Raw genomic sequence first — 25271 nt, forward strand, 5'->3', positions numbered from 1 at the left:
CGGGTGCAGCCGCCTGAGCGTGCGCGCCGCTGCCTACTGGCGGTAGTGGGGATCGCTCCAGCAGCGGGGCAACTCCTCACCCGACGGGAAGCGCAGTTCCGCCTTGGAGAAATGGTGCGGATCCTGGAGCTCCTCACCGCCGTGGATGCGGCCCGCCACCACGGTGGAGAAGGGATCGGCCAGCTGTCGCAGATCGAGGATCTCCACCAGGGAGGGGGAGGCCTCAGGGCCGGCGCTGTCGCCGTGCTGATGCAGGGTCAGGAACATGGCATCGGGCCGCCGTGTGGGCAAGCCGTGACAGTCCTCTCAACGCTAGGCCGTTTCCCTGGAGAGCAATCCTGAGGATGATGATCTGCAGCAGGCTGACCGCATTCCGAGCGCCATGTCCCACCACCAGATCCTGATCGTCGGCGGCGGCGCCGCGGGACTCACAGCCGCCAGCCAGCTCAAGCGGGCCCGGCCCCAGCTGGAGATCGCCCTGCTGGAGCCCTCCGAGCACCACGACTACCAGCCCGGCTGGACCCTGGTGGGCGCCGGTGTGTTCTATCTCGACGAAACGCGCCGGCCGGAGGCCTCGCTGATCCCCGAGGGGGTGCACTGGATCCGTGAGGGAGCGGCCGGCTTCGATCCCGCCAGCAACAGTGTCACCACCACCGGCGGCCAGACGCTCCGCTACGACGTGCTGATCGTTGCCACCGGCCTGCGGCTGCGCTGGGAGGCGATCAAAGGGCTGCCCGAAGCACTGGGCAAGGGAGGGGTCTGCAGCAACTACTCACGCGAGCACGTCGACTACACCTGGCAGTGCATCCGCGACTTCCAGGGCGGCAACGCGATCTTCACCTGCCCGCCGATGCCGATCAAGTGCCCGGGGGCGCCGCAGAAGATCGCCTATCTCGCCGATGACGTGTTCAGGCGTGATCCGGCGGTGGCCGCCAACAGCAAGGTGATCTACGCCACCGCCACCCCCGGCATCTTCGGTGTGCCCACCTATGCCGCACCGCTGCGGGAGGTGGTGAAGCGCAAGGGCCTCGACGCTCTGTACGGGCACGTGCTCACTGAGGTCCGCCCCGAGACGCAGGAAGCGGTGTTTCGCGTCACACCGGCAAGCCCCAGTCGTGATGAGGGTGAGGAGCCGATCGAGACGGTGATCCCCTACGCCATGCTGCATGTCACGCCGCCGATGTCGGCTCCGCAGGTCGTCGCGGAGAGCCCATTGGCAGCGGAGGGAGCACCGGGGGGCTTCGTGGAGGTGGATCAATACAGCCTGCAGCACAAGCGTTTCGCCAACGTGTTCGCCATCGGCGATGTGGCCGGCATGCCCAACTCCAAGACGGCTGCAGCCGTGCGCGGCCAGGCGCCGGTGCTGGTGGCGAATCTGCTGTCACTGCTGGATGGTCAGCCGCTGGAATCGCGCTACGACGGCTACAGCTGCTGCCCGCTGATCACGGGCTACGGCAAGGTGATCATGGCCGAGTTCAACTATGAGCAGCAGCCCGCACCCTCCTTCCCGCTCGATCCCACCCGGGAGCGCTGGAGCATGTGGCTGGTGAAGAAGAATGTGCTGCCCTGGCTCTACTGGAACCGCATGCTGCGCGGCTTTCAGCATGAGCGCCGCTTCATGCCCGGGGTTCAGGCCAAGGCCTGAGGGTCTGGGCTGCGGGCCAGGGGAAAACCTGGCTGCACGGGCGCCGCGGTGCCAGTGTCGTTGACCCGCACGACGGAGCAGCGTCTGTGAGACAGGCCCCGGACCACTCCCTGTCGGAAACCGCAGCACGTGCGGGGCGTGGGGGATCCGCCAGCCATGCGGCCGTGACGGCGGCCGGCCTCACTCCCGCCCGCTTTCGCCTGGGACTGCTGCTGCTGTGGCTGGCCGCCCTGGTCCTGCTGCTCACCGGCCTCAACGGGCCGCCCCTGCGCGACTGGGACGAAGGCATCGTCGCCCGCGTGGCGCTGGAGCTCAGCCGGCAGCCCTGGCCCGAGCGCCTCTGGCCCACCTACTGGGGCGAGCCCTATCTCAACAAGCCACCGGGGCTGCACCTGTCGGTGGCCGCCGCGATCGACGTCTGGCGCGCCCTCTCCGGATCAGCGGCCACCGCCCTACCGCCGGCCTGGCTGTTGCGCCTGGTGCCGGCCCTGATCTCCGCGTTGCTGGTGCCGCTGCTGGTGCTGCTGCAGGGACGGCTGCGGCCCGGCGATCGGCTCACGGCGCTGCTGACGGGCGCCATCGCCCTGACGCTGCTGCCGCTGCTGCGCCACGGCCATCTGTTGATGCTCGACGGCTGCCAGCTGGTGGCGATGGTGCTGCTCTGGTGGGCGGTGGTGGGGGTTGGCGGACAGCTCGCCCTCGAACCGCGACAGGCTGATACAAACAACCGGCCGCAGGGCCTGAGGCGTGAGCGACCGCAGGATCAGACCGTCCGCCTTGACGGCAGCCGGCCCGAGCCACTGGCCAATGAGCGAAAGAACGACCTGATCCATGGCCTGCTGGCGGGACTGGCGACCAGCGCCCTGCTGCTGCTCAAGGCCCCGGTGGCCTTTCCGATGCTGGCCGGCACCCTGCTGCTGCGTCTGCTGGAGCGGGACCTGGACCGCCGCCGGTGGATCCTGATGGCTCTCGGGGTGGCGCTCGGTCTGCTGCCGGGTCTCGCCTGGCATGGCGGCCACCTGCTCGTGCGCGGCGAAGACGCGTTGCAGATGTGGCTGGGCCAGGGCTTCGCCCGCGTCGGCACAGCCCTCGAGGGCAATAGCGGCGGGCCGCTGACGGCTGTGCTGGAGGTGCTGGAGGGGGGCTGGCCCTGGCTGCCGCTGTGGCCGTTCGGCATGGCTCTGGCCTGGCGGCAGCGGTGCACGCGGGCGGGTCTGTGGTGCCTGGGGCTGACGCTGTTGACGGCCGCCCTGGTGCTGCCGCTGCGCACCCAGCTGCCCTGGTACAGCCTGCTGCTCTGGCCGCCGTTCGCGCTGGTTTGTGCGCCGGCGCTGGCCTGGCTGGTGCGCCGGGACCGCCAGGGGGGGCGGCCCCCGGGGGCGGGGGTGCTGGCCCGCATACCGCGGTTCTGGACCCTGCTGGGGGCCCTGATTGTGCTGGCGGGGCTGGTTGGCACCCTGCTCCCCCTGATGCCCGGGGCCGATGGGGCGACCGGCGGGATCCCTCCGCTGCGCTCACTGGCCCCCGCGGCCCTGGCCCTGGGGACGGGCCTGCTGATGGGCGGCCTGCAGCTCAGCGCGACAGCCCCCGCAAGACGTCGCAGCGGTCTGGTGCTGATGCTGCTCGGCGATGTCCTGGCTCTGGCGCTGCTGTTCGCCTCACCGTTGTGGCTGTGGGAGCTGAACGAAAACTGGTCCGTCGTCGACGGCCTTGCCCTGCTCGAGGAGGCCGGCGCCGGTCGCGATGGCGGCGAACTGCGGCTGTGGCGCCAGGGGGAGCGTCCCAGCCTGAACTGGTACGTCGGGCAGCGGGTCCGCCCCGAGGACAACGTCAACCTTCCGCCCGGACAGAGCGTGTGGCTGCTGGGGCTGGAGCCAGCCGAGGCGCCAGGCCTGCGCTGCAACACACTGGGCCGGCGAGGTGAGCTGCGGCTCGAGCGCTGCCAGGCCGAGCCCTGAGGGGCGGCCGATGAAGCGGCCTGGGGAAGCTCTGATCAAGACCGGGAATTGAGCGCAAGCGTGTCTCATTCTCGTCAATGAGACACAAGTGGGGTATTTTGTCCTTGGCTACTCGCCAGGTGCTCCAATCCAGGGCCTGACTGGCTTATTTCTCGTGAGTTCCCCGATCATTTTTGGCTGCTCACCCTCAAGATGGCACACTTATTCTGTCATTTACGCTGTAGAAGGACAACGTTCGCGCACCATCCAGAGATTGGCGAGGGCAAACAGCATCGTCAGCTTGAGGTTGTTCTTGCGGATGCCTCGGTAGAAGACCTTCCGAAATCCAAACTGGCACTTGATGATCCGAAATGGATGCTCCACCTTTGCCCTGACATGTGCTTTCGCCGCCTCCATCAGATCCAGCAGTCTTCCCTCTGGGGTGTCCGCTAGAACTCGGCGCTGTCCGGGCTTCATGGCGATGCGCATCTCTGCTTCGCAGTCCTTGAACGCCTCACGCTTTTCGATGCCGATGTGGCCAGAGTCGCCGTAGATCACGCGTTCCTCGCCATGGACGCGATCGGGTGCCGTGTTCAGCTCATGGACGTTGGCAGCCGTGCTCACCACGGAATGGACCAGACCCGAGGCTGCATCCACACCGATGTGGCACCGCATCCCAAAGAACCACTGGTTGCCTTTGGCCACCGAGTGCATTTCAGGATCCCGCTCGCCCGTCTTGTTCTTGGTTGAACTGGGAGCGTTGATGATTGTGGCATCGAGGATCGTACCCTCCTTAAGCATCACGCCCTTCTCCCGCAGGCTCTGGTTCACCGTCTCCAGGATCTGCTCTGCTATCCGATTCTCTTCCAGGAGGTGGCGGAAGTTCAGGATCGTCGTCTCGTCAGGGATCCGGTCCTCAACCATGTCGATCCCAGCAAAGCGGCGGAAGCAGGGGGTATCGATCAGCATCTCCTCCATCAAGGGATCGGAAAGCGTGAACCACTGCTGCAGCAGGTGGATGCGCAGCATCACCTCCAGCGGAAACGGTGGGCGCCCGCCCTTGGCAGAAGGCCTGTGGTACACAGGCGAAATCAAGGCCAGGAAAGGATCCCAGGGCACTGTGGCTTCCATCTCATCGAGGAAGCGCTGCCGGCGCGTTTTCTTCTTGGCGTAGGTCTGCTCGTAGTCCGTGAAACCCAACTGGAGGGGGGCCGCCATCCGCTGCCAGTCTCATTATTGGAACTGTACTGATTCTATCGGGTTTTTCAGGGGTTCCCTGGGGCCTCTCAGCCCAGCCACTGCACGCTGTCGCCGTCGCCCGGCAGGGTGCGAAGGGAAAGCTCAGGCGAGCGAGGGCCACGTCCTCGCATGCTCACTGGGGCATGGCAACAGAGATGCGGCTATACCAGACCGTTCTGCAGAGCCAGGGCCTCCGAGGCATCCACTGAGACATCAGTCAGGATGCAGTTGCCGGCATCAGGTCATGGATTCCCTGTCCTCCCCCTGGATCCCCTGGATGAGGCGGGCGCTTCAGCTGGCGGCGCTCGGGCAGGGTCGCACCAGCCCGAACCCGCTGGTGGGCGCCGTGGTGCTCGATGCCGATGGAACCCTGGTGGGCGAGGGCTTCCACGCCCGCGCTGGTGAGCCCCACGCCGAAGTGGGTGCCCTGGCGATGGCGGGAGAGCGGGCCCGCGGCGGCACCCTGGTGGTGACCCTGGAGCCCTGCTGCCACCACGGCCGCACACCTCCCTGCAGCGAGGCCGTGATCGCCGCCGGCATCACCCGGGTGGTGGTGGCGATGGGCGATCCCAACCCGCGCGTGGCCGGAGGCGGCCTGGAGCAGCTGCGGGCCGCCGGAGTGGAGGTGATCACGGGCGCGCTGGAGGCCGAGGCCCGCTCGCTCAATGCACCCTTCCTGCACCGCATCGCCACGGGCCGGCCGCTGGGGATTCTCAAGTGGGCGATGAGTCTCGATGGCCGCACCGCGCTGCCCAACGGCGCCAGCCAGTGGATCAGCGGCCCGGCCGCCAGGCGCTGGGTGCATGCGCTCAGAGCCCGTTGCGACGCCGTGATCGTCGGTGGCGGCACCGTGCGGGCCGATGACCCACTGCTCACCAGCCGCGGCCAGCGCGACCCCGAGCCCCTGCGCGTCGTGCTCAGCCGCAGCCTGGACCTACCCGCCGGGGCCCAGCTGTGGGACACCACCACGGCCCCCACCCTGGTGGTGCATGGCTGCGACGCCCCCAGCCAGGCCCGATTCCAGCTCGACCGGCACAGCGTGGAGCGCCTGGAGCTGGCCGACTGCGGCCCACGGGCCCTGCTGGAGGAGCTGGCAGGGCGGGGCTGCAACCAGGTGCTGTGGGAGTGCGGACCGGAGCTGGCGGCGGCGGCTCTGCGCCAGGGCTGCGTGCAGGAGCTGGCGGCGGTCATCGCCCCCAAACTGCTCGGTGGTGTTGCGGCGCGCACCGCCATCGGCGATCTGGGACTGGAAGCCATGGAACAGGTGCGGACCTGGACAAGCACCGGCCGCAGCCCCATCGGCCCCGACCTGCTGTGGCGGCTGACCCCGTGAGCGGTTCCGATCGGCAGGTCTGCTGTTGATGCTGTTGAAATGAAACAGGCCTGCTGCCGATGCTCCCGGGGAGGAGCCATCGAAGCGGTAGCGCCCCCACCCATCTCTGGCGCCGATGCTGAACGACTTCTTCCTGCCTCTGCAGCTCCAGATCCCCCTCGGGGGCCTGCTGCTGTCCATGCTCAGCTGGCTGCTGCTGGAGGTGGTGGGTCGTCGTTGCCGCCCCCGCTCCCTGCTGCGCGGACTGCTGCTCACCAGTCGCCTGAGCGTCGCGGCCACCTGCCTGCTGGTGGGCCTGGGCTGGTGGCTGGCCCTCCAGCTCGACCCGCTTGTGGTGAACCTGGAGAGGGACGGCCATGAGGTGCGCGAACTGCTGGTGGCCATCGGGGTGGCCTGGACCCTGGTGCGCTGGCGCCAGGAACTGCAGCGAGATCGCGAGGGCTATGCCCAGGAGATCCTGCCCCGGCTGAATGAGAAGGACCGGCTCTTTCTGTACGACGTGATTCAGAAACTGCTGACCATCTCCGTGGGCGCGATCCTGGCCTACGAAGTGATGCAGCAGCTGGGGGTGTCCGCGGCGGTCCTGATCACGGCCGGAGGATTCGGCGCGGCGGCAGTGGGCTTCGGGGCCCAGGGGGTCGTGTCCAATTCGCTGAGCGGCCTCAGCCTCTATGTCAATCGCCCGTTCATCGTGGGCGACTTCATTGAGATTCCCGCCCATCAGCTGATGGGAACGGTCGAGCAGATCAGCTGGTTTTACACCCAGCTGCGTAGTCCGGATCGCCAGCCGGTGTATGTCCCGAACATCATCTTCACCAGCACGCCAGTGGTGAATACTGCGGCGATCGACAACCGGCGGCTGTTGATCCAGTTCAGCGTCAGCTATGACGACCGGCCGCTCATTACGGCGATCGTGGCCGAGCTGGAGCAGATGCTGGCCGACCACCCGATGGTCGACCAGGCCAAGCTTCAGGCCGTTCACTTCACCGGCTACGGCGCCAGCAGCCTCGACCTGCGCCTGCTCGCCCATGCGTGCAGCTCCGAGATCACCGAGGCCTGGACCCTGCAGCAGGACCTGCTGCTCCGGATCGGCGACGTGGTGGAGCGTCACGGCGCCTCAATGCCCTTCCCCACCCGTACCCTGTTGCTCCCACACCAGCTGAGCCCGGCTCACACCAGCTGAGGGTGCCCCGGATCGCCCTTGAATGGGCCCTGCACCCAGGAGGTGATCCAACCGCCATAGAAGCCGCCCGGCTGAGGGATCACCCGCTCGCCATCCAGCCAGCAGCCGTCCATCAGCGCCGGATAGACCGCATACCAGCCTGCGAGGGCCGCGAAGGCGGGCGCCGGTTCGGGGTACTGCCACACCGCACGCACCAGACGGCGCAGGCGCGGGTTCAGCGGTGACGGCTCACCTTCGGGGAGGACCACATCGAAATAACGAGCCACCCCCTTCCATTCGCAGAAGCTGTGGCCGGGAGCGGGCTGCAGCATCGCCAGATGCATGGCCTCCGGCGGCAGATAGAGCGTGGGTGGGTGGAAGGTTTCAAGCACCCGCAGCGAGCGATCCCCCTCGGCCAGCACCCGGCCCAGCGCCTCCACCCGCACCGGCAGGGCGCAGGGCTCGAGCCGCGGCGGCCTGGGGTAATCGGCCACACGTTCGATCGGATGGGGCGCCTGCTCACCAGTGCCCCGGACGAGCGGCTCCGGGGCGTGCGGATCAGACACGGGGCGATCCGCAGGGCTCTGCGCGTGGGACTCCATGGGACTTGAGACGCTCTTCCCAGACTGGCCAGGCTGACACTGCCGTGTGGCCCCGCAGCGAAGCGAAGGCCCGGAAGCGCACGCGTCTCACGGAACGGCCCGGGGAACGATGATGGAAGCCCCGGGCGATGGGGAGCCGGCGGCCTGGCTCACGCCACCGCCATGCCCGTCAACCCGGAATGAAATGGCGCAGGCGGCGCGCCTCCTCACCGGCGCGGCGCTGCAGCTCCTCATCGCTGAGGCAAGCCTCGGCACGCTCCTGGGCGGCGATCACATCCGCCTCCTCCACCGCGAAACCCGAACCCCGGGCCAGCGCCAGGAAATCCGCCAGCTCCAGCGGATCGGCGGGGTTCTGCACACGCTCCCTCAGCTCCGGGTCGTCCTTGACACGGGCAAGGAAGGCATCCAGCTGCTCGAGGCTCATCCAGGGGTATCCATGCATCCCCGGTCTAACGGGCGACGGGCTGGGCCGGCATCATCCGCGCCGGGGCCTACCCATCAGGTCCCATTGAGGTCATTCCCGCAGCATCGGGATCCGGCCCGCTCACCTGCAGCTGCAGCTGCAGCTGCGTGGCCCGCGACGGAAGCGGCGGCGAGACCGGCGGCGAGGACCGGCTGGCGGCGCCGTCACGAGCAGGGCTCTCGCGGGCAGGACGCTCCAGCTTCACCGCCTCCCAGTAATGGGGCTCCCAGGGGCCCATCAGCGGCTGCAGCGCCCGCAGTGACGGCCCGTCGTCGGGCTCGAGCCAGGCCTGCTCCAGGCCATCGGGGATCACCACCGGCATGCGGTCATGCACCCGCGCGATCAGCTCGTTGGGGGCGGTGGTGAGGATCACGGCGGTCTCCAGCTCGCCGCCATCGGCTCCGACCCAGCGCTCCCACAGGCCGCCCAGCCAGAAGGGAGCGCGATCGCGGCGGCGGAACAGCCAGGGCTGCTTCCAGCAGCGGCCGGTGGCGGGATCCGTCCTGTCCTGCCATTCGGTGAAGCCATCGGCAGGCAGCAGGGCGCGGCGGTGCCGCCAGGCACCACGGAAGAAGGGCCTGTCCGCCACCGTCTCGCTGCGGGCATTGATCGGCCGGCTGTGACGACGGCCGTCGGGAGCCGGTGCCAGCGGATCCTTCACCCAGCCGGGCAGCAGGCCCCACAGAGCCAGGCCCACCCGGGGACCGCCGTGCTCCCAGCACTGCAGCAGCACCGGCTCGCCGGGCCTCACCTCGCGGCGGGGGGCGTAGTGCTCCAGCAGTCCCGGCGGCAACGGACCCTGCAGGCGCGGCAACAGCCGGTCGAGATCGCTGGTGAGGTAGTAGCGGCCGCACATGGAAGCCCCGGGAAGGCACAGCAACGGGGGTCACAGCTCCCCGACGACAGCCATGGGAGTTCTGCCGCCGGTCAGTCTGCAGCCGGCCGCACACCTGCATGGTCCGGTGACGCCAGAGGCAGCAACACACCATCGGCCAACGCGTCAGGGCCCTGCCCCGTTCGGTTCTCCCGACCCACAGCGGGGCCGGCCACTGATGCACCCACCTAGCGTGGCTCCAACCGCTCCCGCCGCATGGCCATCCGCCAGGACGACAACCGCCCCAGCCGGCGCTTCGGGCTGATCAACCTGCTGCTGATCGGCTTCGGTGTGCTGCTGCTGTTCAGCAACTTCCTGCCGAATCCGGCCATGCAGGTGCCGCGGGTGCCCTATTCGCTGTTCATCGATCAGGTCAACGACGACAACGTCAAGCGCGCCTACATCACCTCCGACCAGATCCGCTACGAACTCAAGGAGGCCCCGGCTGAAGGTGCAGCCACGGTGCTGGCCACCACACCGATCTTCGACATGGATCTGCCCCAGCGACTGGAGCAGCACGGGGTTGAATTCGCCGCTGCCCCACCGCGCAAACCCAGTTTCTTCACGACGCTGCTGAGCTGGGTGGTGCCGCCGCTGATCTTCATCCTGGTGTTGCAGTTCTTCGCACGCCGCAGCGGCATGGGCGGCGCCCAGGGAGCCCTGAGCTTCACCAAGAGCAAGGCCAAGGTTTACGTGCCCGATGAGGAGTCACGCGTCACCTTCGCCGATGTGGCCGGTGTCGATGAGGCCAAGACCGAACTCACCGAGATCGTTGACTTCCTCAAGACCCCCGAGCGCTATGCCGCCATCGGTGCACGCATCCCCAAGGGTGTGCTTCTGGTGGGCCCTCCCGGCACGGGCAAGACGCTGCTCTCGAAGGCGGTGGCCGGTGAGGCCGGCGTGCCGTTCTTCATCATCAGTGGCTCGGAGTTCGTTGAGCTGTTCGTCGGTGCCGGTGCCGCCCGTGTGCGCGATCTGTTCGAGGAGGCCAAGAAGAAGGCTCCCTGCATCATCTTCATCGACGAACTTGACGCCATCGGCAAGAGCCGCGCCGGCTCGATGGGGGTGGTCGGCGGCAACGACGAACGCGAGCAGACGCTGAACCAACTGCTCACCGAGATGGATGGCTTCGCCGCCCAGGACAAGCCGGTGATCGTGCTGGCGGCCACCAACCAGCCGGAGGTGCTCGACGCTGCGCTGCTGCGTCCCGGCCGCTTCGATCGCCAGGTGCTGGTGGACCGCCCCGACCTCTCCGGTCGCCGCACCATCCTCGGCATCTACGCCAAGAAGGTGAAGCTCGCCGATGGCGTCGATCTCGACAGGATCGCCCAGGCCACCAGCGGCTTCGCCGGTGCCGACCTGGCCAACCTGGTCAATGAGGCGGCGCTGCTGGCCGCCCGTGCGATGCGCACCACCGTGGAGCAGGGCGACCTCAACGAGGCGATCGAGCGCGTCGTCGCCGGCCTCGAGAAGAAGAGCCGCGTGCTGCAGCCCGACGAGAAAAAGGTGGTGGCTTATCACGAAGTCGGCCACGCCATCGTCGGCCACCTGATGCCCGGCGGCAGCAAGGTGGCCAAGATCTCGATCGTGCCCCGCGGCATGGCGGCCCTGGGCTACACCCTGCAGCTGCCCACCGAAGAGCGCTTCCTCAATTCCAAGGAGGATCTCGAAGGCCAGATCGCCACCCTGCTGGGCGGCCGCAGCGCCGAGGAGATCGTGTTCGGTGAAGTCACCACCGGCGCCGCCAACGACCTGCAGCGGGCCACCGACATCGCCGAACAGATGGTGGGCACCTACGGCATGAGCGACACGCTTGGCCCACTGGCCTACGACAAGCAGGGCGGTGGTCGCTTCCTGGGAGGCACCAACAACCCGCGCCGAGCCGTCAGCGACACCACGGCCCAGGCGATCGACCGCGAGGTGCGCAGCCTCGTGGACCGTGCCCACGACCGCGCCCTGGCAATCCTGCGCCACAACCGGGAGCTGCTCGAGTCGATCTCCCAGAAGATCCTCGAGAAGGAGGTGATCGAGGGCGACGAACTCAAGGATCTGCTGGCCAGCAGCGTCATGCCCCAGGAGGCCCAGCTGGCGGCCTGATCACGCCCATACCCTGTGATTCCACACCCTTCCGGGCCGCCCAGCGCAGCCCGGATTTTTTTTGCATCCCCACGACAGGCGCCACCTGGACCGTTGCGCCAGCAGGGTGAGGGCGCCCGGCAGCCGCGCCGCCGCCCTCCGGCTCTCCCCGCCGCTTCCCCACGACCTCGGCAGGTCTCCGAGCCGTCTGGCCCCTTGACGGAGGTCCCCCCCATCCCCGATAAGGGATCTTTGGTCACGATCCATGGCGACCCTCAGCGCCTATCCCGCTCTGGCGGAGCTGAAGGGGAAGGACTTCCTCTCCTCCGCGGACGCCGGAGCGGAGCAGACCGCGCAGCTGCTGCGCCTGGCCGCTGATCTCAAGGCCGGTCGACGGTCCATCGACCTGGGCGGCCGCATGCTGGGCCTGATCTTCTCCAAGGCGTCCACCCGCACCCGCGTCAGCTTCACGGTGGCGATGGCGCGCCTGGGCGGTCAGACACTGGACCTCAATCCTTCCGTGACCCAGGTGGGCCGGGGTGAACCGGTGGCCGACACGGCCCGGGTGCTCAGCCGCTACGTCAACGCCCTGGCGATCCGCACCTTCGCCCAGGAGGAGCTGCGCGACTATGCCCACTGGGCCTCCATCCCGGTGATCAACGCGCTCACCGATCTGGAGCATCCCTGTCAGGCCCTGGCCGACTACCTGACCCTGCAGGAGGCCTTCGGCGGCAGCCCCGATGACATGGCCGGGGCGACCCTGGCCTATGTGGGCGATGGCAACAACGTGGCCCACTCGCTGATGCTCTGCGGGGCACTGCTGGGAGTGAATGTGCGCATCGGAGGCCCAGTCGGCTACGAGCCCAGTGCAGAGGTTCTCGCTCAGTCGCGCCACCTGGCGGCCGGTCGCTGCGAGATCAGCGTGGTTCAGGACCCGGTGGCGGCCGTGCGCGGCGCCCATGCCCTCTACACCGATGTCTGGGCCTCGATGGGACAGGAGGAGGAGAAGGCGAAGCGCGAACGCGACTTCAGCGGCTGGTGCCTCGATGAAGAGCTGATCGCCGAGGCCGATCCCCGGGCGATCGTGCTGCACTGCCTGCCTGCCTACCGAGGACTGGAGATCAGCGCCGGCGCCATGGAGGGCAGCAGCAGCCGCATCTTCGATCAGGCCGAGAACCGTCTCCACGCCCAGCAGGCCCTGCTGGCGACCCTGCTGGCGGCGGACTGAGCGGGCCCGCAACAGAGCGAGCGCAGGCGACGGGTCCCGCCCGACTGGACAAGAGACCCGCGCGGCGGTACATCTGTATCAGCGCACCCAGAACCCTCCATGCCCAGCCCTGTCAGGCTCCAGCCCCGCAGCGAGCCAGGCGGCCCATCCAGGCACCCGGACCAGGGTGAACGGCAGGTGCTCACCACCGTCCAGCAGCAGCTGTTCGACTGGCTGGAGGACTACATCCGCAGCCATCACCACAGCCCCTCGATCCGCCAGATGATGGAGGCAATGGGGCTGCGTTCGCCGGCGCCGATCCAGAGCCGCCTGCGCCATCTGCAGCAGAAGGGCTGGATCACCTGGCAGGAGGGACAGGCCCGCACCCTCCAGCTGCTGGGGGGAAGGGGTGAGCGTGGCATCCCGGTGCTCGGCAGCGTGGCAGCCGGCGGACTGGTGGAGCCCTACGAGGACCTACAGGAGCGACTGGACCTGACACCGATGCTGGAGACGCGAGGCCTGTTCGCGCTCACGGTCAACGGCGATTCGATGGTGGAGGCGCACATCGCCGATGGCGACGTGGTGCTGCTCGAACCGGTGCTGGATCCCAGCCTCCTGCGTAACGGCACGATCGTCAGCGCCCAGGTGAGCGGCAGCGGCACCACCCTCAAGCACTTCCACCGCCGGGGCGACACCATCACCCTCGAGGCGGCCAACCCCGCCTACGAGCCGATCGTGCTTCCCGCCGACCAGGTGAGCGTGCAGGGCAAGCTCGTAGCGGTCTGGCGCCAGGTCTGAACAGCGCCGCGGCAGGCGGCCCCCCGCACTGTCGAGAGCGGACCCGCTGCGGTGTAAGCTTTCTCCATCGACATGGCAAGGCCCGCGGGCCAGTCCAGACGACCAGCGTCAGGCCAGCCAATCGATGACAATGGGGCCATAGCTCAGCTGGTAGAGCACCTGCATGGCATGCAGGGGGTCAGCGGTTCGAGTCCGCTTGGCTCCATTCAGTCAGACCCCTTGCGCTGCAAGGGGTCTTTTCTTTTGCTCAGATCGCCCGCAGAGCCGCGATCTGGCCCGATAGCGCAAAATCCAGCGCAAAACTGAGGGTACCCATTCAGGGGGGCGGGACAGCTCATCGCGAACATCGATACGACTGAACCCTTGACGTCGGCTTGAATCCCGGTTGCATCTCAGGCAGAGACTTCCTGCGATGACCACCCCTCCGGCCGGGATTTCAGAAGCGGACTGGGCTTCCACTCCGGTGGGCGTGAGGGCTGGCTTCCTTGAGGTTCTTGCACAGCTCCAGAGACAACAGCAGGAGAACGACCAGCTCCGAGCGCAGCTCACCGACCTGGCGACGGAACTGGCCAGCCTGCGCGAGCGGATCGGCCGCAACTCCCGCAACTCCTCCAAGCCGCCCTCCAGTGACGGCACGGGTTTTAAGCCGCCCACCCGCTGCAAAGGCACTGGTCGCAAGCGGGGTGGTCAGCAGGGGCACCCGGGAGCAGGGCCGGAGCTGCTGCCGATCGCGCGTGTGGATGAGGTGCTCGAGCACCACCCGGACGCCTGCCGCCGCTGCGGCACCCTGCTACAGGGGGAGGATGCGGAGCCGCTGCGCCATCAGGTGATCGAGATTCCACCGATCAGCCCGGTGGTGATCGAACACCGTCTGCACCGTCTGGTCTGCCCCTGCTGCTCCACCAGCACCTGCGCCGAGCTGCCGGCGGATGTGGAGCCCAGCCGCTACGGCCCACGCCTGAGCGGCCTGGTGGGACTGCTGGGCAGCGCCTTTCCCCTGAGTTTCGGCCGAACCCAGGCGCTGCTGGATCAGCTGCTGGGTGTGGAAATCAGCCGCGGCGCTATCGCCACCATCCGGGCACGTCTGAGCGCAGCCCTGCAGCAGGCGGTGGAGGAAGCCCTGGAGGTGGCCCGGCAGCAGCCGGTGGCCTACGTGGATGAAACCGGCGCCCCCACCGGCAACGCCGACGGTTGTAATCCTGCTGGCAGGCGCGGCTGGCAGTGGGTCATGGTCACACCACTGGTTACGGTGTTCCTGCAGGGCCTGAGCCGCTCAAGTGCAGCGGCAATGGAGCTTCTGGGCCATACCTTTGCAGGGATCGTGGTGAGTGATCGCTTCTCGGCCTACAACCACCTGCCCGTGGAGCAGCGGCAGCTGTGCTGGGCCCACCTGATCCGGGATCTGGCGGCCATCGCTGAACGCCAGGGCGCCAGCAGGGAGATCGGAGCCCAGATGCTGGCTCTGCAGCAGCATCTGTTCGCTCACTGGCACCAGTGGAAGAGCGGAGCGATCGACCGGCCCCAGCTCCTGCATCGATGCCACCCCCTCCGCTTGGCGTTCGAGGCCACGCTGCAGCGGGTGGTGGATCTGGGCTGTGAGCGGGGCGAGCAAACGCCCTGGGCCCAGACGGTGCGAACCTGTCGCCAGTTGCTGCAGCGCAAGCAGGCGCTCTGGACTTTTCTGGAAACGCCAGGGATCGAGCCCACCAACAACGCTGCCGAGCGGGCACTGCGGCAATCGGTGATTCACCGCAAGATCAGCCATGGCGTCCAGTCCTCCGGCGGCGCCATCTGCCGCAGCCGGTTGCTCACCGTCACCGCCACCCTGCGGCAGCAGGGCCGCGATGTCTGGCAATTCCTGGAGCAGGCCTGGATTGCCCATCGCCTCGGCGGCGTGATGCCATCGCTGGTGCCGGATCGCTGAGGCAGCGATCACACGTGGAAGGAACAGATGGCCCCTCTCAGAGGAGAGATCGGAGATTGACTGACGCACTGGGGTGTCCCGACCCCTGAACGCTTACAACTGAGGCAAGCGGATGCCCAGGAGCAGGGGCTCAAGCCGTTTTGCGCTACGTAGCGCAAAAACCGAGGCGCCCTTGACGCGACTGCGTGTCGCCCTGGCGGCTCAGCTGACAGAGCGGGCGATGGCATTGCACTGCTGCTCCAGCAGCGCAATCCGCTCCAGCAACTCCAGGAATCTCGGGATCTCACCGCGCAGCATCCCCGAGTCGGTCATGGCCCTGTAGTCCGCTTCCAGCGCCTCCCGGGAGGCAGCAGTCGGAACCAGTTGCAGCTCACCGTTGATCACCTGGGCATAGCTGATCGGCTGCCCATCGGCATCCGTGGCACGCCAGAAGTCCTCCTTGTGCTGCGCCACCTCCACGGCGAGGGGGCGGTCACGAATGGCCGCCTCCGCGATGCCTGCACGGGCCAGGCGATCGAGGTCATACCAGTGGCGTGAATAGCGCTCGCCCTCGCCGCTGCCCCAGCGCCCCCGCCTGCAGGCGACATGGATCGCCGCGGCCTTCTCCAGGAAGGTGCGCCTGGCATCAATCACCAGTGGTCTGGCGGCCGGGAAGTCGAGCATCGCCAGATGGGTCGCCGCTTCACAGGTGACAGGCATTGGCCCGTGCGGTTCGCCGGTGGAGTGGGCGCCGAACTCCAGCCGCACTGTCGGCCGCACATACCCAGAGCTGTTGTCTGGCGCCGGGATCAGCGATTGGTAGTGGATGACGATGGTGGGTGGCTGCCGCCGGCCTGCTTCTGGCTGCTCCCGATCCAGCTCAAGGGTGACTGCGGCCGCAGCGGTCTCGGCTTCCCCCCAGCCCGATGGACGGCAGATGATGGAAGCCATGCAGGGAATGCAGGCCTGTATGGCTCGCGTGGACCGTTCTGCATTGAAGCGTCTCCAAGAGCAGGCAGAGCGTGCCCAAGGCGAGATCCGCAGTCTTTGCAGGGTTGGGAACGAGGCTGGGGCTCAGACGCAGGCGATGGGCCTGGCTCGCCAGATGGCGTCCGATCCGAACCTCAAGATGATGCAGGCCTGCCTGGCCCAGCTGCCGCAGTTGCCAATGGTTCAGGCAATGCTGCCCACAAGCAAACTCGGCGTTGATGAGCCCAGCCAGGGAGACCAGCCGCGCTCCATCTGTGAGCGCCTGAAATGATTCCACAAGACGGCTTGAGTCAGCTGCAGCCGGCAAGACCCGTCGTTGCTCGTCCGCCATCGGGAGTCGTGACAACGACCTGATGGTCAGGCTGATTGGAGATGCGTATGTGCGTGAATAAGCCAGGACTGGTTTCAGCCAACCGCATCGTCTGATCGTTGATACTGGCTTCGATAAGCGAACCGGAAGGGTAGCCCTGGACCAGGATCTCAACGCCACTGCCGATCTGCTCGGAGCAGAAGGATGTGAGCAGAAGCACAGTCGAACCGTCGCTGAAACGAACCCGTTCAATCGGTTGACGGACGACGGAATAGCTGAGGATGCTGCTTCCGCCCGGGGACGGCGCGGCACTGCCAGGCACAGGAGCGGAGCCGGTCAGCCCCAGTGTCGCCGCGGAGAGGACCGTGATGCAGTGCCTCACAACGTTTGCTCGATACTCGATGCCCAGGCGCAGCGCGGTGCCAAAGCGTCGGGAGTCCATGGACAGGGATCTGGCTGGTTGGTTGACGAGGTCAGATTGACCGAGGCGTTGCGTGCCGGTGGTTCAGCACGATCCACAGCCATGATGCGATCCGATCCACCCCCCCGAACCACAGGTGCGCTCGGCCTCAGGAGCCTGCTGCAACACCCTGAAAGGAGATGACGACGACCGTGATCATGTCATGGGCCTGCACCCGCACGGCCATTCCCTCCAGGCAATCCTCCTCTCCCGAGAGGGACTTCCAACAGAGGAGACATCGATCACCAGGCTCCATCTGCACCCCCGGATGAATCGCCAGCCGAACAGCGGAATGGCTGATGTCAAGCAGGTCAGCCGGCAGCACTTCGCCACTGCAGCATCTCAAGAGGACCACCTCGACCACCCCCTCATCAGGGGCGTATCTCGGCTCGGCCCGCCGATCACCAGGAGACTGACGCCTGTCGCCAGCCTTCTTCAGACCCAGGCTGCGGGTGAAATCGTGGCCATGAGGTGAAGAATCCATCCATTCTCCCCCCCCCTTTTCCAGAGCCTACACAGGCAGAGAGGGCGCCGGAATGACTATGCAGCACTTTAATCATTTCCGATCTTTTTCATCCATTCATCCAACTCAAGGCCGAGAGACAAGTGAATCCCCTTTCACCCCTCGCCCAGCCATCGCAGGGAGATCGTTCATGGCTGCTCTCCGCTCACGGCTCCCCATCACGGCTGCACCAGCCCAGCGATGGCTCTTCATGGTGGCGGGGCTGTCTCGACAGGCAGCTCCTGGCCTGAGCCCCGGCCCGGGACGACCTCCTGCTGTGGCTTCCACGACAGAGGTCCTGGATCATGAACAGCAACGCTGGCCCCACCGGGATCCTTCCCCACCCCCCATGGTCTTTGCCTCCCCCCGCCACGTCATCCTGCTCTCGACGGCAGCGGCGGTCGCGACCATCGTGCTCAAAACGCTGGCCTGGCGCCTCACCGGATCGGTGGGGCTTCTCTCCGACGCGATGGAGTCGGGGGTCAACCTGGTGGCGGCCCTGGGTGCCTTCTGGGCCCTGACCCTGGCCGCCAAGCCCGCCGATCGCACCCATCACTATGGCCATTTCAAGGCGGAATACTTCTCCAGTGGCCTGGAAAGTGTGCTGATCGTGGTGGCGGCCCTCGCCATCCTTCACACCGCCATCGGCCGCCTGCAGCAGCCCGAGCCTCTCGAGCAGATCGGCATCGGCCTTGCCCTGTCCCTGGCCGCCACGGCGCTCAATGCGCTGGTGGCCTGGGTGCTGCTCAAGGCCGCTCGGCGTTTTGATTCGATCACCCTGCGAGCGGATGCCCACCATCTGCTCACCGATGTCTGGACCTCGGCCGGTGTGGTTCTGGGCATCGGCCTGGTCAAGCTGACCGGTCTGACGATCCTCGATCCCCTGATCGCGATCGCCGTGGCCGTGCACATCGTGGTCACCGGCTGGACGCTGTTTCACGAAACGGCCTCCGGCTTGCTGGATCGCTCTCTGCCCGATCCGGAGCAGCAGCTGCTTGAGAAGCTTCTGGCGTCTTATGAAACCGAGGAGATCCGCTTCCATGCGCTGCGGAGCCGCGTGGCCGGTTCCCGTCGCTTCGTGTCCTTCCACGTTCTCGTGCCGGGCCACTGGACGGTGCAGGCCGGCCATGATCTCTGCGAGGAGCTGGAGCACCGGGTGGCCGCCACCCTGACCCGAACGCACGTCATGACCCATCTGGAGCCGATCGAGGATCCCCGGGCCTGGGAGGACCTGGGCTTCCGCTGGGAGCAGGGCTGAGGCCCGCTCTTCCTTCGCCCCAGACTCCCCTCCCGTCCCGCCCGGATCTCCCCTTAGACGCCATGCGCCGTCCCTACCAACCCTCCCTGCTGCGCCTGCTGCATGGCGCCACAGCCCTGCTGGTGCCGCTGGCCTGGCTGACGGGGTTGGTGGTGGTCTCCACCAGTGACGGTCGGTTCGGCCGCCTTCCCTTCACCCTGGCCGGGGACTGGATCGACATCCACGGCACCGTGGGGGTTCTGCTCTGGCCGATCGCCCTGCTCTTCGGGCTGTATGCCCTCACCGCCGGCCGTGCCCGGTTGCGCCAGCCCGCCAATGCCCTCGCCCTGGTGGCGCTGGCCCTGGCGGTGGGGAGCGGCAAGTTGATGGACGAGGACTGGCTGCGCGACGGCCAGCTCGATCACCTCGTCTACAGCGTCCATCTGCTGGCCTGGCTGCTGATCGCCCTGGCGGTGTCGCTGCATGTGGCGGGGGTGCTGCAGCGTGGCGGCTGGCCCCTCGCCCGCTCGATGGCGAGTGTGCAGCTGCGGCCGGGTGACCTGCCCGGGAACTGGTTCGATCAGATCCGCCGGTCCTTCAGGGCCGGACGCTGACCGCGGCGAGCACTGGCATGGCGTTGGCCTGCCATACGGGGCAGGGCCAGGAGCGGCAGCCCAGAGCAGCATGGATCAAGCGCTGCGCCCCCCGTGCTGGAGCCCACCAACCTGCTGCTGCTGGCCTGCGCGCTGATCTATGGCCTGATCGGCGAGCCGCAGGAGGCGGCGATTCTGCTGGTGTTCGTGGCGGGCATCAGCCTGCTCGATGCCTGGCAGCAGCGCCGCAGCCGCCGCGCCCTGGCGGAACTGGCCCGTCTGTCCGCCCCGCGGGCCCAGGTGCTGCGCGATGGGGTGGAGCTGGAGCTGCCGCCTGATCAGTTGCGGGCCGGGGATCGGCTGCGGCTCGAAGAGGGCGACCGGGTGGCCGCCGACGCCCAGCTGCTCGAAGGGGTGGGCCTGTGGCTGGATGAATCGCTGCTCACGGGGGAGTCGCTGCCGGTGGCCCGCGAGCAGCCAGGCCAGCTGCTGCGCGCCGGGTCTCTGGTGGCCAGCGGTCGTGGCTGGGCATCGGTGGTGGACGTGGGGGAGGCCACCGAACTCGGCCGGATCGGCCGCAGCCTGGCCGCGGTGGAGCCACCGCCGACGCGCCTGCAGCGCCACACCCGCCGGCTCACAGCCCGGCTCTCCCTGCTGGCCCTGGCCCTCTGCGCGGCGCTGGCACTGGTGCAGGGCGGCCTCAGCGGCGACTGGAGCAACGCGCTGCTCGCGGCGCTGGCCCTGGCCCTGGCGGTGCTGCCCAATGAGATCCCGGTGGTGCTGGCCCTGTTTCTGGCCCTCGGCGCCCTGCGTCTGGCCCGCATCGGCGTGCTGGCCCGCTGGCCGGCGGCCGTCGAGAGCCTGGGCAGCGCCACGGTGCTGGCGGTCGACAAGACCGGCACGCTCACCGAGAACCGCATGGCGGTGTCTCAGCTCCTCACCTGGCCCGCCCACGAGTGCTGGCGCCGCGGTGAACCGCTTGAGGAGCCCTGGCATGGGCTGCTGGAGCTGGCGGTGCTGGCCAGCCGCCATGACCCGGTGGACGCGATGGAGCTGGCCATCCAGCGCCTGGCGGATGAGGAGCTCAGACACAGCGAACACCTGCATCCCGACTGGCCCCTGGCGCGGGAATACCCACTGCAGAGCGATCTGCTCGTCTATTCCCAGCTCTGGCACGACGGTGCCGGTGACCCCCATCTGGCCGCCAAGGGGGCGCCGGAGGCGATCGCCAGGCTCTGCCACCTGGATCCAGGCACCAGCGACGCCCTGCTGGGCGCGGCGTCGGAGCTGGCGGGTCAGGGGCTGCGCGTGCTGGCAGTGGCGCGCGGCCTCGATGGCGCCCCCCTGCATCCCCACCTCAACGGTTCCGGGAGGAGGCCTCAGGCCGGCAGCCCGCCCGCCAACGTGCATGACTACCTGTTTGAACCGGCAGGTCTGATCGCCCTGGCCGATCCCCTGCGCACCGAGGTGCCTGCCGCCATCGCCAGGGCCCATGGGGCCGGCGTGCGGGTGGTGATGATCACCGGTGATGGGCCCCAGACCGCCAGGGCGATCGCGGATCAGGCCGGCCTGCCGCCGGGGCCTGTGCTGAGCGGCGCCGATCTGGAGAGCCTGACTCCCCGGGAGCTGGCCGTTCAGGTGGCGCAGGTGAGCGTGTTCGCGCGGGTGCTGCCGCAGCAGAAGCTGCAGCTGGTGCAGGCGCTGCAGGCGGCCGGGGCCGTGGTGGCGATGGGCGGTGATGGCGTCAACGACGCCCCGGCCCTCAAGGCCGCCGACATCGGCGTGGCGATGGGCCAGCGTGGCACCGCCGTGGCGCGCGAATCGGCCGATCTGGTGCTGCTGCAGGACGACTTCAGCAGCCTGGTGGAGGCTCTTGCCCTGGGAAGGCGGATCGAGGCCAACCTGCATCGCGCCCTCGGGTACACCCTGGCGATTCACCTGCCGATCGCCGCGATCAGCCTGTTGCCGCTGCTGGTTCCCGGCCAGCCGCTGCTGCTGTTGCCGGTGCACATCGCCCTGCTGCACCTGGTGATCGATCCGGCCTGCACCGTGGTGTTCGAGGCCCTGCCTGCCAGCCCCAGCCTGATGCAGCAGCCCCCGCGGCCGCCTGAGGCCCCCCTGTTCGGCGCCGACACCTGGCGGCGGGCCCTGCTGCAGGGGGGGACCTTCGCGCTGCTGGCTCTGATCCTGGCCTGCTGGCCGGGCCTCGCCATGGTGGAGCGACGCAGCCTGGTGTTCGCTCTGCTGCTGCTCGGCGGCGGCGTGCTGGTGTGGCTCAACGGCGAACCCCATCACCGCCTCACCCAGCTGGGCGGCGCCATCGGCCTGGGGTTGTGGCTCCTGCTGCAGGCCATCCCGGGGCTGCCGTCCCTGCTGCTGCTCGCGCCCCTGGACCGGCAGGCGATGGGACTGCTGCTGCTGACGGTGCTCCTGCTGACCTTGCTGACGGTGGCGCGTGAACACCAGGCCCGGTGGCGTCGCTCTGAAGCGTGAGCCCGGCAGCTGACGGCTGGTCCATCAAGGAACCGATGGCATGCACGATGCGGATACCGCCCCGGTGAACGCAGCCCAGCGGTGCAGCGACCGACGGTGCCATGCGGCGCCGGATCAGCCTCGCTCCAGAGCCAGGGCGGCCTGCTGCAGAAGCTGCTCCGCGGCGGAGGCATCCATCGGGCGCCCGAGGCCATAGCCCTGCACGAAATCACAGCCGAGGTCTTCGAGGATCTGCAGCTGGCGATCGGTCTCCACCCCCTCCGCCACCAGGGCGATGCCGAGGGCGCGCGCCACGCCGATCACCGCCTTGACGATCACCTCATCCTCACGGTCGATGCCGAGGCCATCGATGAAGGAGCGGTCGATCTTGAGGATGCCGATCGGGAACCGCTTGAGATACAGAAGCGAGGAATAACCGGTGCCGAAATCATCGATGGCCAGCTGGATGCCCAGCTGCTTGAGCCTTTCCACCACCTCGGTGGTGGAGTCGATGTCTTCCACCAGCATCGTCTCGGTGATCTCCAGATAGAGCTCATCGGCGCTCAGGCCCGATGCCTCCAGCGCCTCGGTCACATGCGCTGTCAGAGCCGGATCCACGAAGGTGCGACCGGACACATTCACCGAGAGCCGCAGCGATAACCCCGGGAAGCGACGCTTCCAGTCCGCCAGGATGCGCGAAGCCGCATGCAGGATGTGCAGATCGATCTCGACGATCAGACCGCTGTCCTCCGCCACCGGCACGAACTCACTCGGGGGCAACAGGCCATGCCCCGGATGCTGCCAGCGGACCAGGGCCTCGAAGCCGACGATGCGTCGCTCCGGCATCCGCACGATCGGCTGGAAAAACGGCAGCAGCTCCCCATGGCGGACCGCACGCCGCAGCTCCATCTCCGTCGCTGCGCGCCGCTGGGCCTGCAGGCGCATGCCGGAGTCGTAACAGGCAAAGCGACCGCGGCCGAGATCCTTGGCGCGATACATCGCCATGTCGGCGTTCTCGATCAGCGCCTCTGCGCTCTGCGCCACGGGGTCGGAGCCCGGGCCCGTCGCGGCGCCAGCGGCGGCCTCGAAAGGAGTCGCCGCCTGTGAGCCTTCGCGGGGGAGCGTCTGGACCTCCTCGAAGGCGATCCCGATCGAGGGGGAGTGGCTCACCAGTTTGCCGGCCAGCAGCAGGGGCCGACTGACCCGCTCGATGATGCGTCGGGCCAGGATCTCCGCCTCCTCCTGCCGGCGGGTGCACGTCACCACCACGAATTCATCCCCCGACAGACGCCCGACCAGATCGGTGCCACGCACCACGCCGCGCAGCGCCTCCGCCACTGCACAGAGGAACTGATCGCCTGAGGCATGCCCGTGGGCATCGTTGATCTGCTTGAAGCGATCGATGTCGACGAACAGCACCGTCGGTGTGGCATCGGGCTCGCGGCCGCGTCCCTGCAGCAGCTCCTCGAGCCGCTCGAGCACGAGTGCCCGGCCCGGCAGACCGGTCATGGCGTCATGGGTGGCCTGGAGCAGGGCCTGCTCCTTGGCCTCTCGCTCCGCCTTGACGGCCCGCAGCACCTCGCTGCTGAGCTCGATGCTGCGCCCCATCGCCCGCAGCAGCGAACGCTCCTCCAGATCGAAGGGCTCACCCAGCCGTGCCACCAGCAGCTGATCCTTCTCACCCAACGGTGCCCAGTGCGCATGGAGCGACTGCTCGCCCAGGGGCAGGGTGGTCGGCTGGCGCGTCACCAGGGAGGGCAGCGGCGCCTGCTGCCGGGATGACAACCCGATGCACAGCTTCACCTGCTGAGGACTGACGATCGCCACCACCTCCGCATCGACGGCTTCGGCGACGCGATGAATCACTGAACGCAGCGCCTGCGGATCGTCCACCGTGAAGGCGGCGAGCACCTCCGAGAGCAGATGCAGCGACCAGGGGACCTCGTTCATGCCAGTGCCAGGGCGACGAGGGTCTGGTTGTGAAAGCCGCCGGCACCACGGGTGCGCGCGATTTCCCCGTAGGTGTAGAAGCCGCCCACCGGCAGATCGCCGCGGACGCTGTTGATCCGCTGCACCTCCTCGACGATGCGGTCCTCGGCCAGCACGGAGCGGCGGGCGACGCAGTCGAACAGCAGCAACCCCTGCATCGGCTGTCCCTCCAGAGCTTGGGCGGCCATCTCACAGGCCTGCTGGGTGGCCTCGAGCACCGAGTGGCCATCCCCCTGCATCAGATGGGCCAGTCCACCCTGAGGTACCTCGGCGATCGTCTTCAGAGAGCGCCGGGTGAAATCGGCGCCGGCGACGTACCGGATCTCGATGCGATCGCGACGGCGGATGCCCAGCGGCCGGGTGGTGACCCAGCTGGTGAAGATCTCGGCATTCGTCCGCACGTCCTCCGGTGCCTCAAAGGCCTCCAGCAGCACATCCAGGGCGGGTCGATCATCCAGGCTGATCACCTCGGTGCCCGTGCTGGCGGTGACCAGCATCGGGGCGGAGCGTGGCTCCCAGCAGTGGGAGACGCCGATCCCCAGGGGTGCATCGGAGCTGATCGCGGCAGCGACCACCGACTGTCGCAGCAGCCTGCGCCCGAACACCTGATGGGTGCGCTGCATGGCCAGGTCATCACCGGCGCAGCCGCCCACCAGGGGCACCTCCACCCCGGCCACGTCGTAGGCCCCCCGCACCACCTCCACCTGATCGCCACAGAGACCGTCGGCCAGCAGCACCAGCACGGTGTGGGCGCGCCTCTCCAGGCGATCGAGGCAGTGCGCAGCCTCGTTGGCGGCCTGGCGCAACCCCTCCGGACCACCCTGGCCCATGCCGAGGGACACCGTGAAGCCCTCACCACCGAGGGCCCACAGCGTGAGGCCACCCAGACTGGAACGATCCGGCGCCAGCTCCCCCGCCGTGGAACAGCCGATCACCACGTCCTCCCCGAAGGCATCGGCCAGCCTGGACGCGACGCATTCGAGATCGTGGGTCGCCGAGGCGAAGAGCAACACCAGTTTCGGCTTGCCGGCCTGGAGCAGAGGCTGCAGCGCCTCCTCGACCGCCCGATCGTTGTCGGGGTCGAGGGAGCTTCCCACCCGGATCCAGCGGGTCCGTTCCTGCGTGGCCGGGACCACGACGGCGGAAGGTCCAGATGCGGAGCAGGTCATGGTGGCGGCAGGGGAGGAGCGGGGCGGCGGCTGTCGTCAGGGCGGCAGTCGTCAGACAAGTGGCGCGACGGCCCCGCTCGGCGGGAGAGCGGATCGCGGCCCTGGAAGTGTCATGGCCTGGACCCACAGGCACCGATCAAGCTCCGGCAACAATCTGGATCGGTGGGGGCCGTACAGAGAGGCATCGGAACCGGCAGCCTCTGCGGTTTGCGGCAACGTGCGGTACATCCCGACTCTGGCTGTGGAGCCAGACCTGCGCAAGCCTGTAGCGATACCGAAGGCCATGCCGACACCGCCGGGTGTTCCAGCA

The 25271-nt window shown here is 68.0% G+C and carries 21 protein-coding genes and 1 tRNA gene; 13 read left to right on the forward strand and 9 right to left on the reverse strand.

Annotation, left to right across the window (positions count from 1 at the left end; translation table 11 throughout):
- Window positions 1-33 precede the first annotated feature (33 nt).
- Window positions 34-267, reverse strand: coding sequence for an acetyltransferase (locus H8F25_RS06790; RefSeq protein ID WP_197212710.1), 234 nt, complete (start codon window positions 265-267; stop codon window positions 34-36).
- A gap of 115 nt (window positions 268-382) precedes the next feature.
- Between H8F25_RS06790 and H8F25_RS06795 the strand changes: the two genes are divergently transcribed.
- Both H8F25_RS06795 and H8F25_RS06800 read left to right on the forward strand, forming a co-directional pair.
- The gene (locus H8F25_RS06795) at window positions 383-1645 is read left to right on the forward strand and encodes an FAD/NAD(P)-binding oxidoreductase (RefSeq protein ID WP_197212712.1); all 1263 of its coding nucleotides are present in this window, start codon (window positions 383-385) and stop codon (window positions 1643-1645) included.
- Window positions 1646-1809: 164 nt separating this feature from the next.
- Window positions 1810-3603, forward strand: a complete 1794-nt coding sequence (locus tag H8F25_RS06800) for a 4-amino-4-deoxy-L-arabinose transferase (protein WP_197212714.1) — start codon at window positions 1810-1812, stop codon at window positions 3601-3603.
- 213 nt (window positions 3604-3816) lie between these two features.
- On the opposite strand, the gene H8F25_RS06805 is transcribed toward H8F25_RS06800, so the two are convergent.
- The gene (locus H8F25_RS06805) at window positions 3817-4800 is read right to left on the reverse strand and encodes an IS5 family transposase (RefSeq protein ID WP_197212525.1); all 984 of its coding nucleotides are present in this window, start codon (window positions 4798-4800) and stop codon (window positions 3817-3819) included.
- 265 nt (window positions 4801-5065) lie between these two features.
- On the opposite strand from H8F25_RS06805, the gene ribD reads away from it, so the two are divergent.
- Window positions 5066-6154: a bifunctional diaminohydroxyphosphoribosylaminopyrimidine deaminase/5-amino-6-(5-phosphoribosylamino)uracil reductase RibD gene (gene ribD / locus H8F25_RS06810; RefSeq protein ID WP_197212716.1), complete on the forward strand. Its 1089-nt coding sequence runs from the start codon at window positions 5066-5068 to the stop codon at window positions 6152-6154.
- 115 nt (window positions 6155-6269) lie between these two features.
- Window positions 6270-7337: a mechanosensitive ion channel family protein gene (locus H8F25_RS06815; protein ID WP_197212718.1), complete on the forward strand. Its 1068-nt coding sequence runs from the start codon at window positions 6270-6272 to the stop codon at window positions 7335-7337.
- Here H8F25_RS06815 and H8F25_RS06820 read toward each other — a convergent pair.
- The 3 genes from H8F25_RS06820 to H8F25_RS06830 form a co-directional block, all read right to left on the reverse strand.
- On the reverse strand, window positions 7325-7819 hold the full coding sequence (locus tag H8F25_RS06820; protein ID WP_231597326.1) for a DUF427 domain-containing protein: 495 nt from the start codon (window positions 7817-7819) through the stop codon (window positions 7325-7327). The genes H8F25_RS06815 and H8F25_RS06820 overlap by 13 nt on opposite strands.
- Before the next feature lie 268 nt (window positions 7820-8087).
- Window positions 8088-8342, reverse strand: coding sequence for a Nif11-like leader peptide family RiPP precursor (locus H8F25_RS06825; RefSeq protein ID WP_197212728.1), 255 nt, complete (start codon window positions 8340-8342; stop codon window positions 8088-8090).
- A gap of 67 nt (window positions 8343-8409) precedes the next feature.
- Window positions 8410-9237: an SOS response-associated peptidase gene (locus tag H8F25_RS06830; RefSeq protein WP_197213546.1), complete on the reverse strand. Its 828-nt coding sequence runs from the start codon at window positions 9235-9237 to the stop codon at window positions 8410-8412.
- Window positions 9238-9471: 234 nt separating this feature from the next.
- On the opposite strand from H8F25_RS06830, the gene ftsH reads away from it, so the two are divergent.
- The 5 genes from ftsH to H8F25_RS06855 all read left to right on the forward strand — a co-directional run bounded on the left by ftsH (window position 9472) and on the right by H8F25_RS06855 (window position 15260).
- Window positions 9472-11352, forward strand: coding sequence for an ATP-dependent zinc metalloprotease FtsH (gene ftsH / locus H8F25_RS06835; RefSeq protein WP_197212735.1), 1881 nt, complete (start codon window positions 9472-9474; stop codon window positions 11350-11352).
- Window positions 11353-11596: 244 nt separating this feature from the next.
- Window positions 11597-12559 (forward strand): ornithine carbamoyltransferase, encoded by a 963-nt coding sequence (gene argF / locus H8F25_RS06840; protein WP_197212737.1) that lies wholly within the window; start codon window positions 11597-11599, stop codon window positions 12557-12559.
- Window positions 12560-12658: 99 nt separating this feature from the next.
- On the forward strand, window positions 12659-13336 hold the full coding sequence (gene lexA / locus H8F25_RS06845) for a transcriptional repressor LexA (RefSeq protein WP_197212738.1): 678 nt from the start codon (window positions 12659-12661) through the stop codon (window positions 13334-13336).
- Between the two features lie 132 nt (window positions 13337-13468).
- Window positions 13469-13541 (forward strand) — tRNA-Ala (locus H8F25_RS06850).
- Between the two features lie 207 nt (window positions 13542-13748).
- The gene (locus tag H8F25_RS06855) at window positions 13749-15260 is read left to right on the forward strand and encodes an IS66 family transposase (protein WP_197210249.1); all 1512 of its coding nucleotides are present in this window, start codon (window positions 13749-13751) and stop codon (window positions 15258-15260) included.
- A gap of 201 nt (window positions 15261-15461) precedes the next feature.
- Here H8F25_RS06855 and H8F25_RS06860 read toward each other — a convergent pair whose 3' ends face one another.
- The gene (locus H8F25_RS06860) at window positions 15462-16190 is read right to left on the reverse strand and encodes a nucleotidyl transferase AbiEii/AbiGii toxin family protein (protein ID WP_197212740.1); all 729 of its coding nucleotides are present in this window, start codon (window positions 16188-16190) and stop codon (window positions 15462-15464) included.
- Here H8F25_RS06860 and H8F25_RS06865 point away from each other — a divergent pair.
- Window positions 16177-16500, forward strand: coding sequence for a hypothetical protein (locus H8F25_RS06865; RefSeq protein ID WP_231597219.1), 324 nt, complete (start codon window positions 16177-16179; stop codon window positions 16498-16500). The genes H8F25_RS06860 and H8F25_RS06865 overlap by 14 nt on opposite strands.
- A gap of 19 nt (window positions 16501-16519) precedes the next feature.
- Here the strand turns inward: H8F25_RS06865 and H8F25_RS06870 are convergent, their stop codons facing one another.
- The gene (locus tag H8F25_RS06870) at window positions 16520-16981 is read right to left on the reverse strand and encodes a hypothetical protein (RefSeq protein ID WP_197212744.1); all 462 of its coding nucleotides are present in this window, start codon (window positions 16979-16981) and stop codon (window positions 16520-16522) included.
- 869 nt (window positions 16982-17850) lie between these two features.
- Here H8F25_RS06870 and H8F25_RS06880 point away from each other — a divergent pair.
- The 3 genes from H8F25_RS06880 (at window position 17851) to H8F25_RS06890 (ending at window position 21824) form a co-directional block, all read left to right on the forward strand.
- A complete protein-coding gene (locus H8F25_RS06880) occupies window positions 17851-18759 on the forward strand; it encodes a cation diffusion facilitator family transporter (protein WP_197212748.1) in 909 nt (302 codons plus the stop codon).
- A 62-nt stretch (window positions 18760-18821) separates the two neighbouring features.
- Complete coding sequence (locus tag H8F25_RS06885) at window positions 18822-19352, forward strand: cytochrome b/b6 domain-containing protein (protein ID WP_197212750.1); 531 nt, start codon at window positions 18822-18824, stop codon at window positions 19350-19352.
- 93 nt (window positions 19353-19445) lie between these two features.
- Entirely contained in the window at window positions 19446-21824 is a 2379-nt protein-coding gene (locus H8F25_RS06890; RefSeq protein WP_197212752.1) for an HAD-IC family P-type ATPase, read from the forward strand.
- Window positions 21825-21938: 114 nt separating this feature from the next.
- On the opposite strand, the gene H8F25_RS06895 is transcribed toward H8F25_RS06890, so the two are convergent.
- Window positions 21939-23753 carry a bifunctional diguanylate cyclase/phosphodiesterase gene (locus H8F25_RS06895; RefSeq protein ID WP_197212753.1) on the reverse strand — a complete coding sequence of 605 codons (1815 nt, stop codon included), beginning with the start codon at window positions 23751-23753 and terminating at the stop codon, window positions 21939-21941.
- Window positions 23750-24928: an FIST signal transduction protein gene (locus H8F25_RS06900; RefSeq protein WP_231597220.1), complete on the reverse strand. Its 1179-nt coding sequence runs from the start codon at window positions 24926-24928 to the stop codon at window positions 23750-23752. The genes H8F25_RS06895 and H8F25_RS06900 overlap by 4 nt, the downstream gene beginning before the upstream one ends.
- Window positions 24929-25271: the final 343 nt, after the last annotated feature.

It is taken from the genome of Synechococcus sp. CBW1004 (assembly GCF_015840715.1).
GTDB lineage: Bacteria > Cyanobacteriota > Cyanobacteriia > PCC-6307 > Cyanobiaceae > Cyanobium.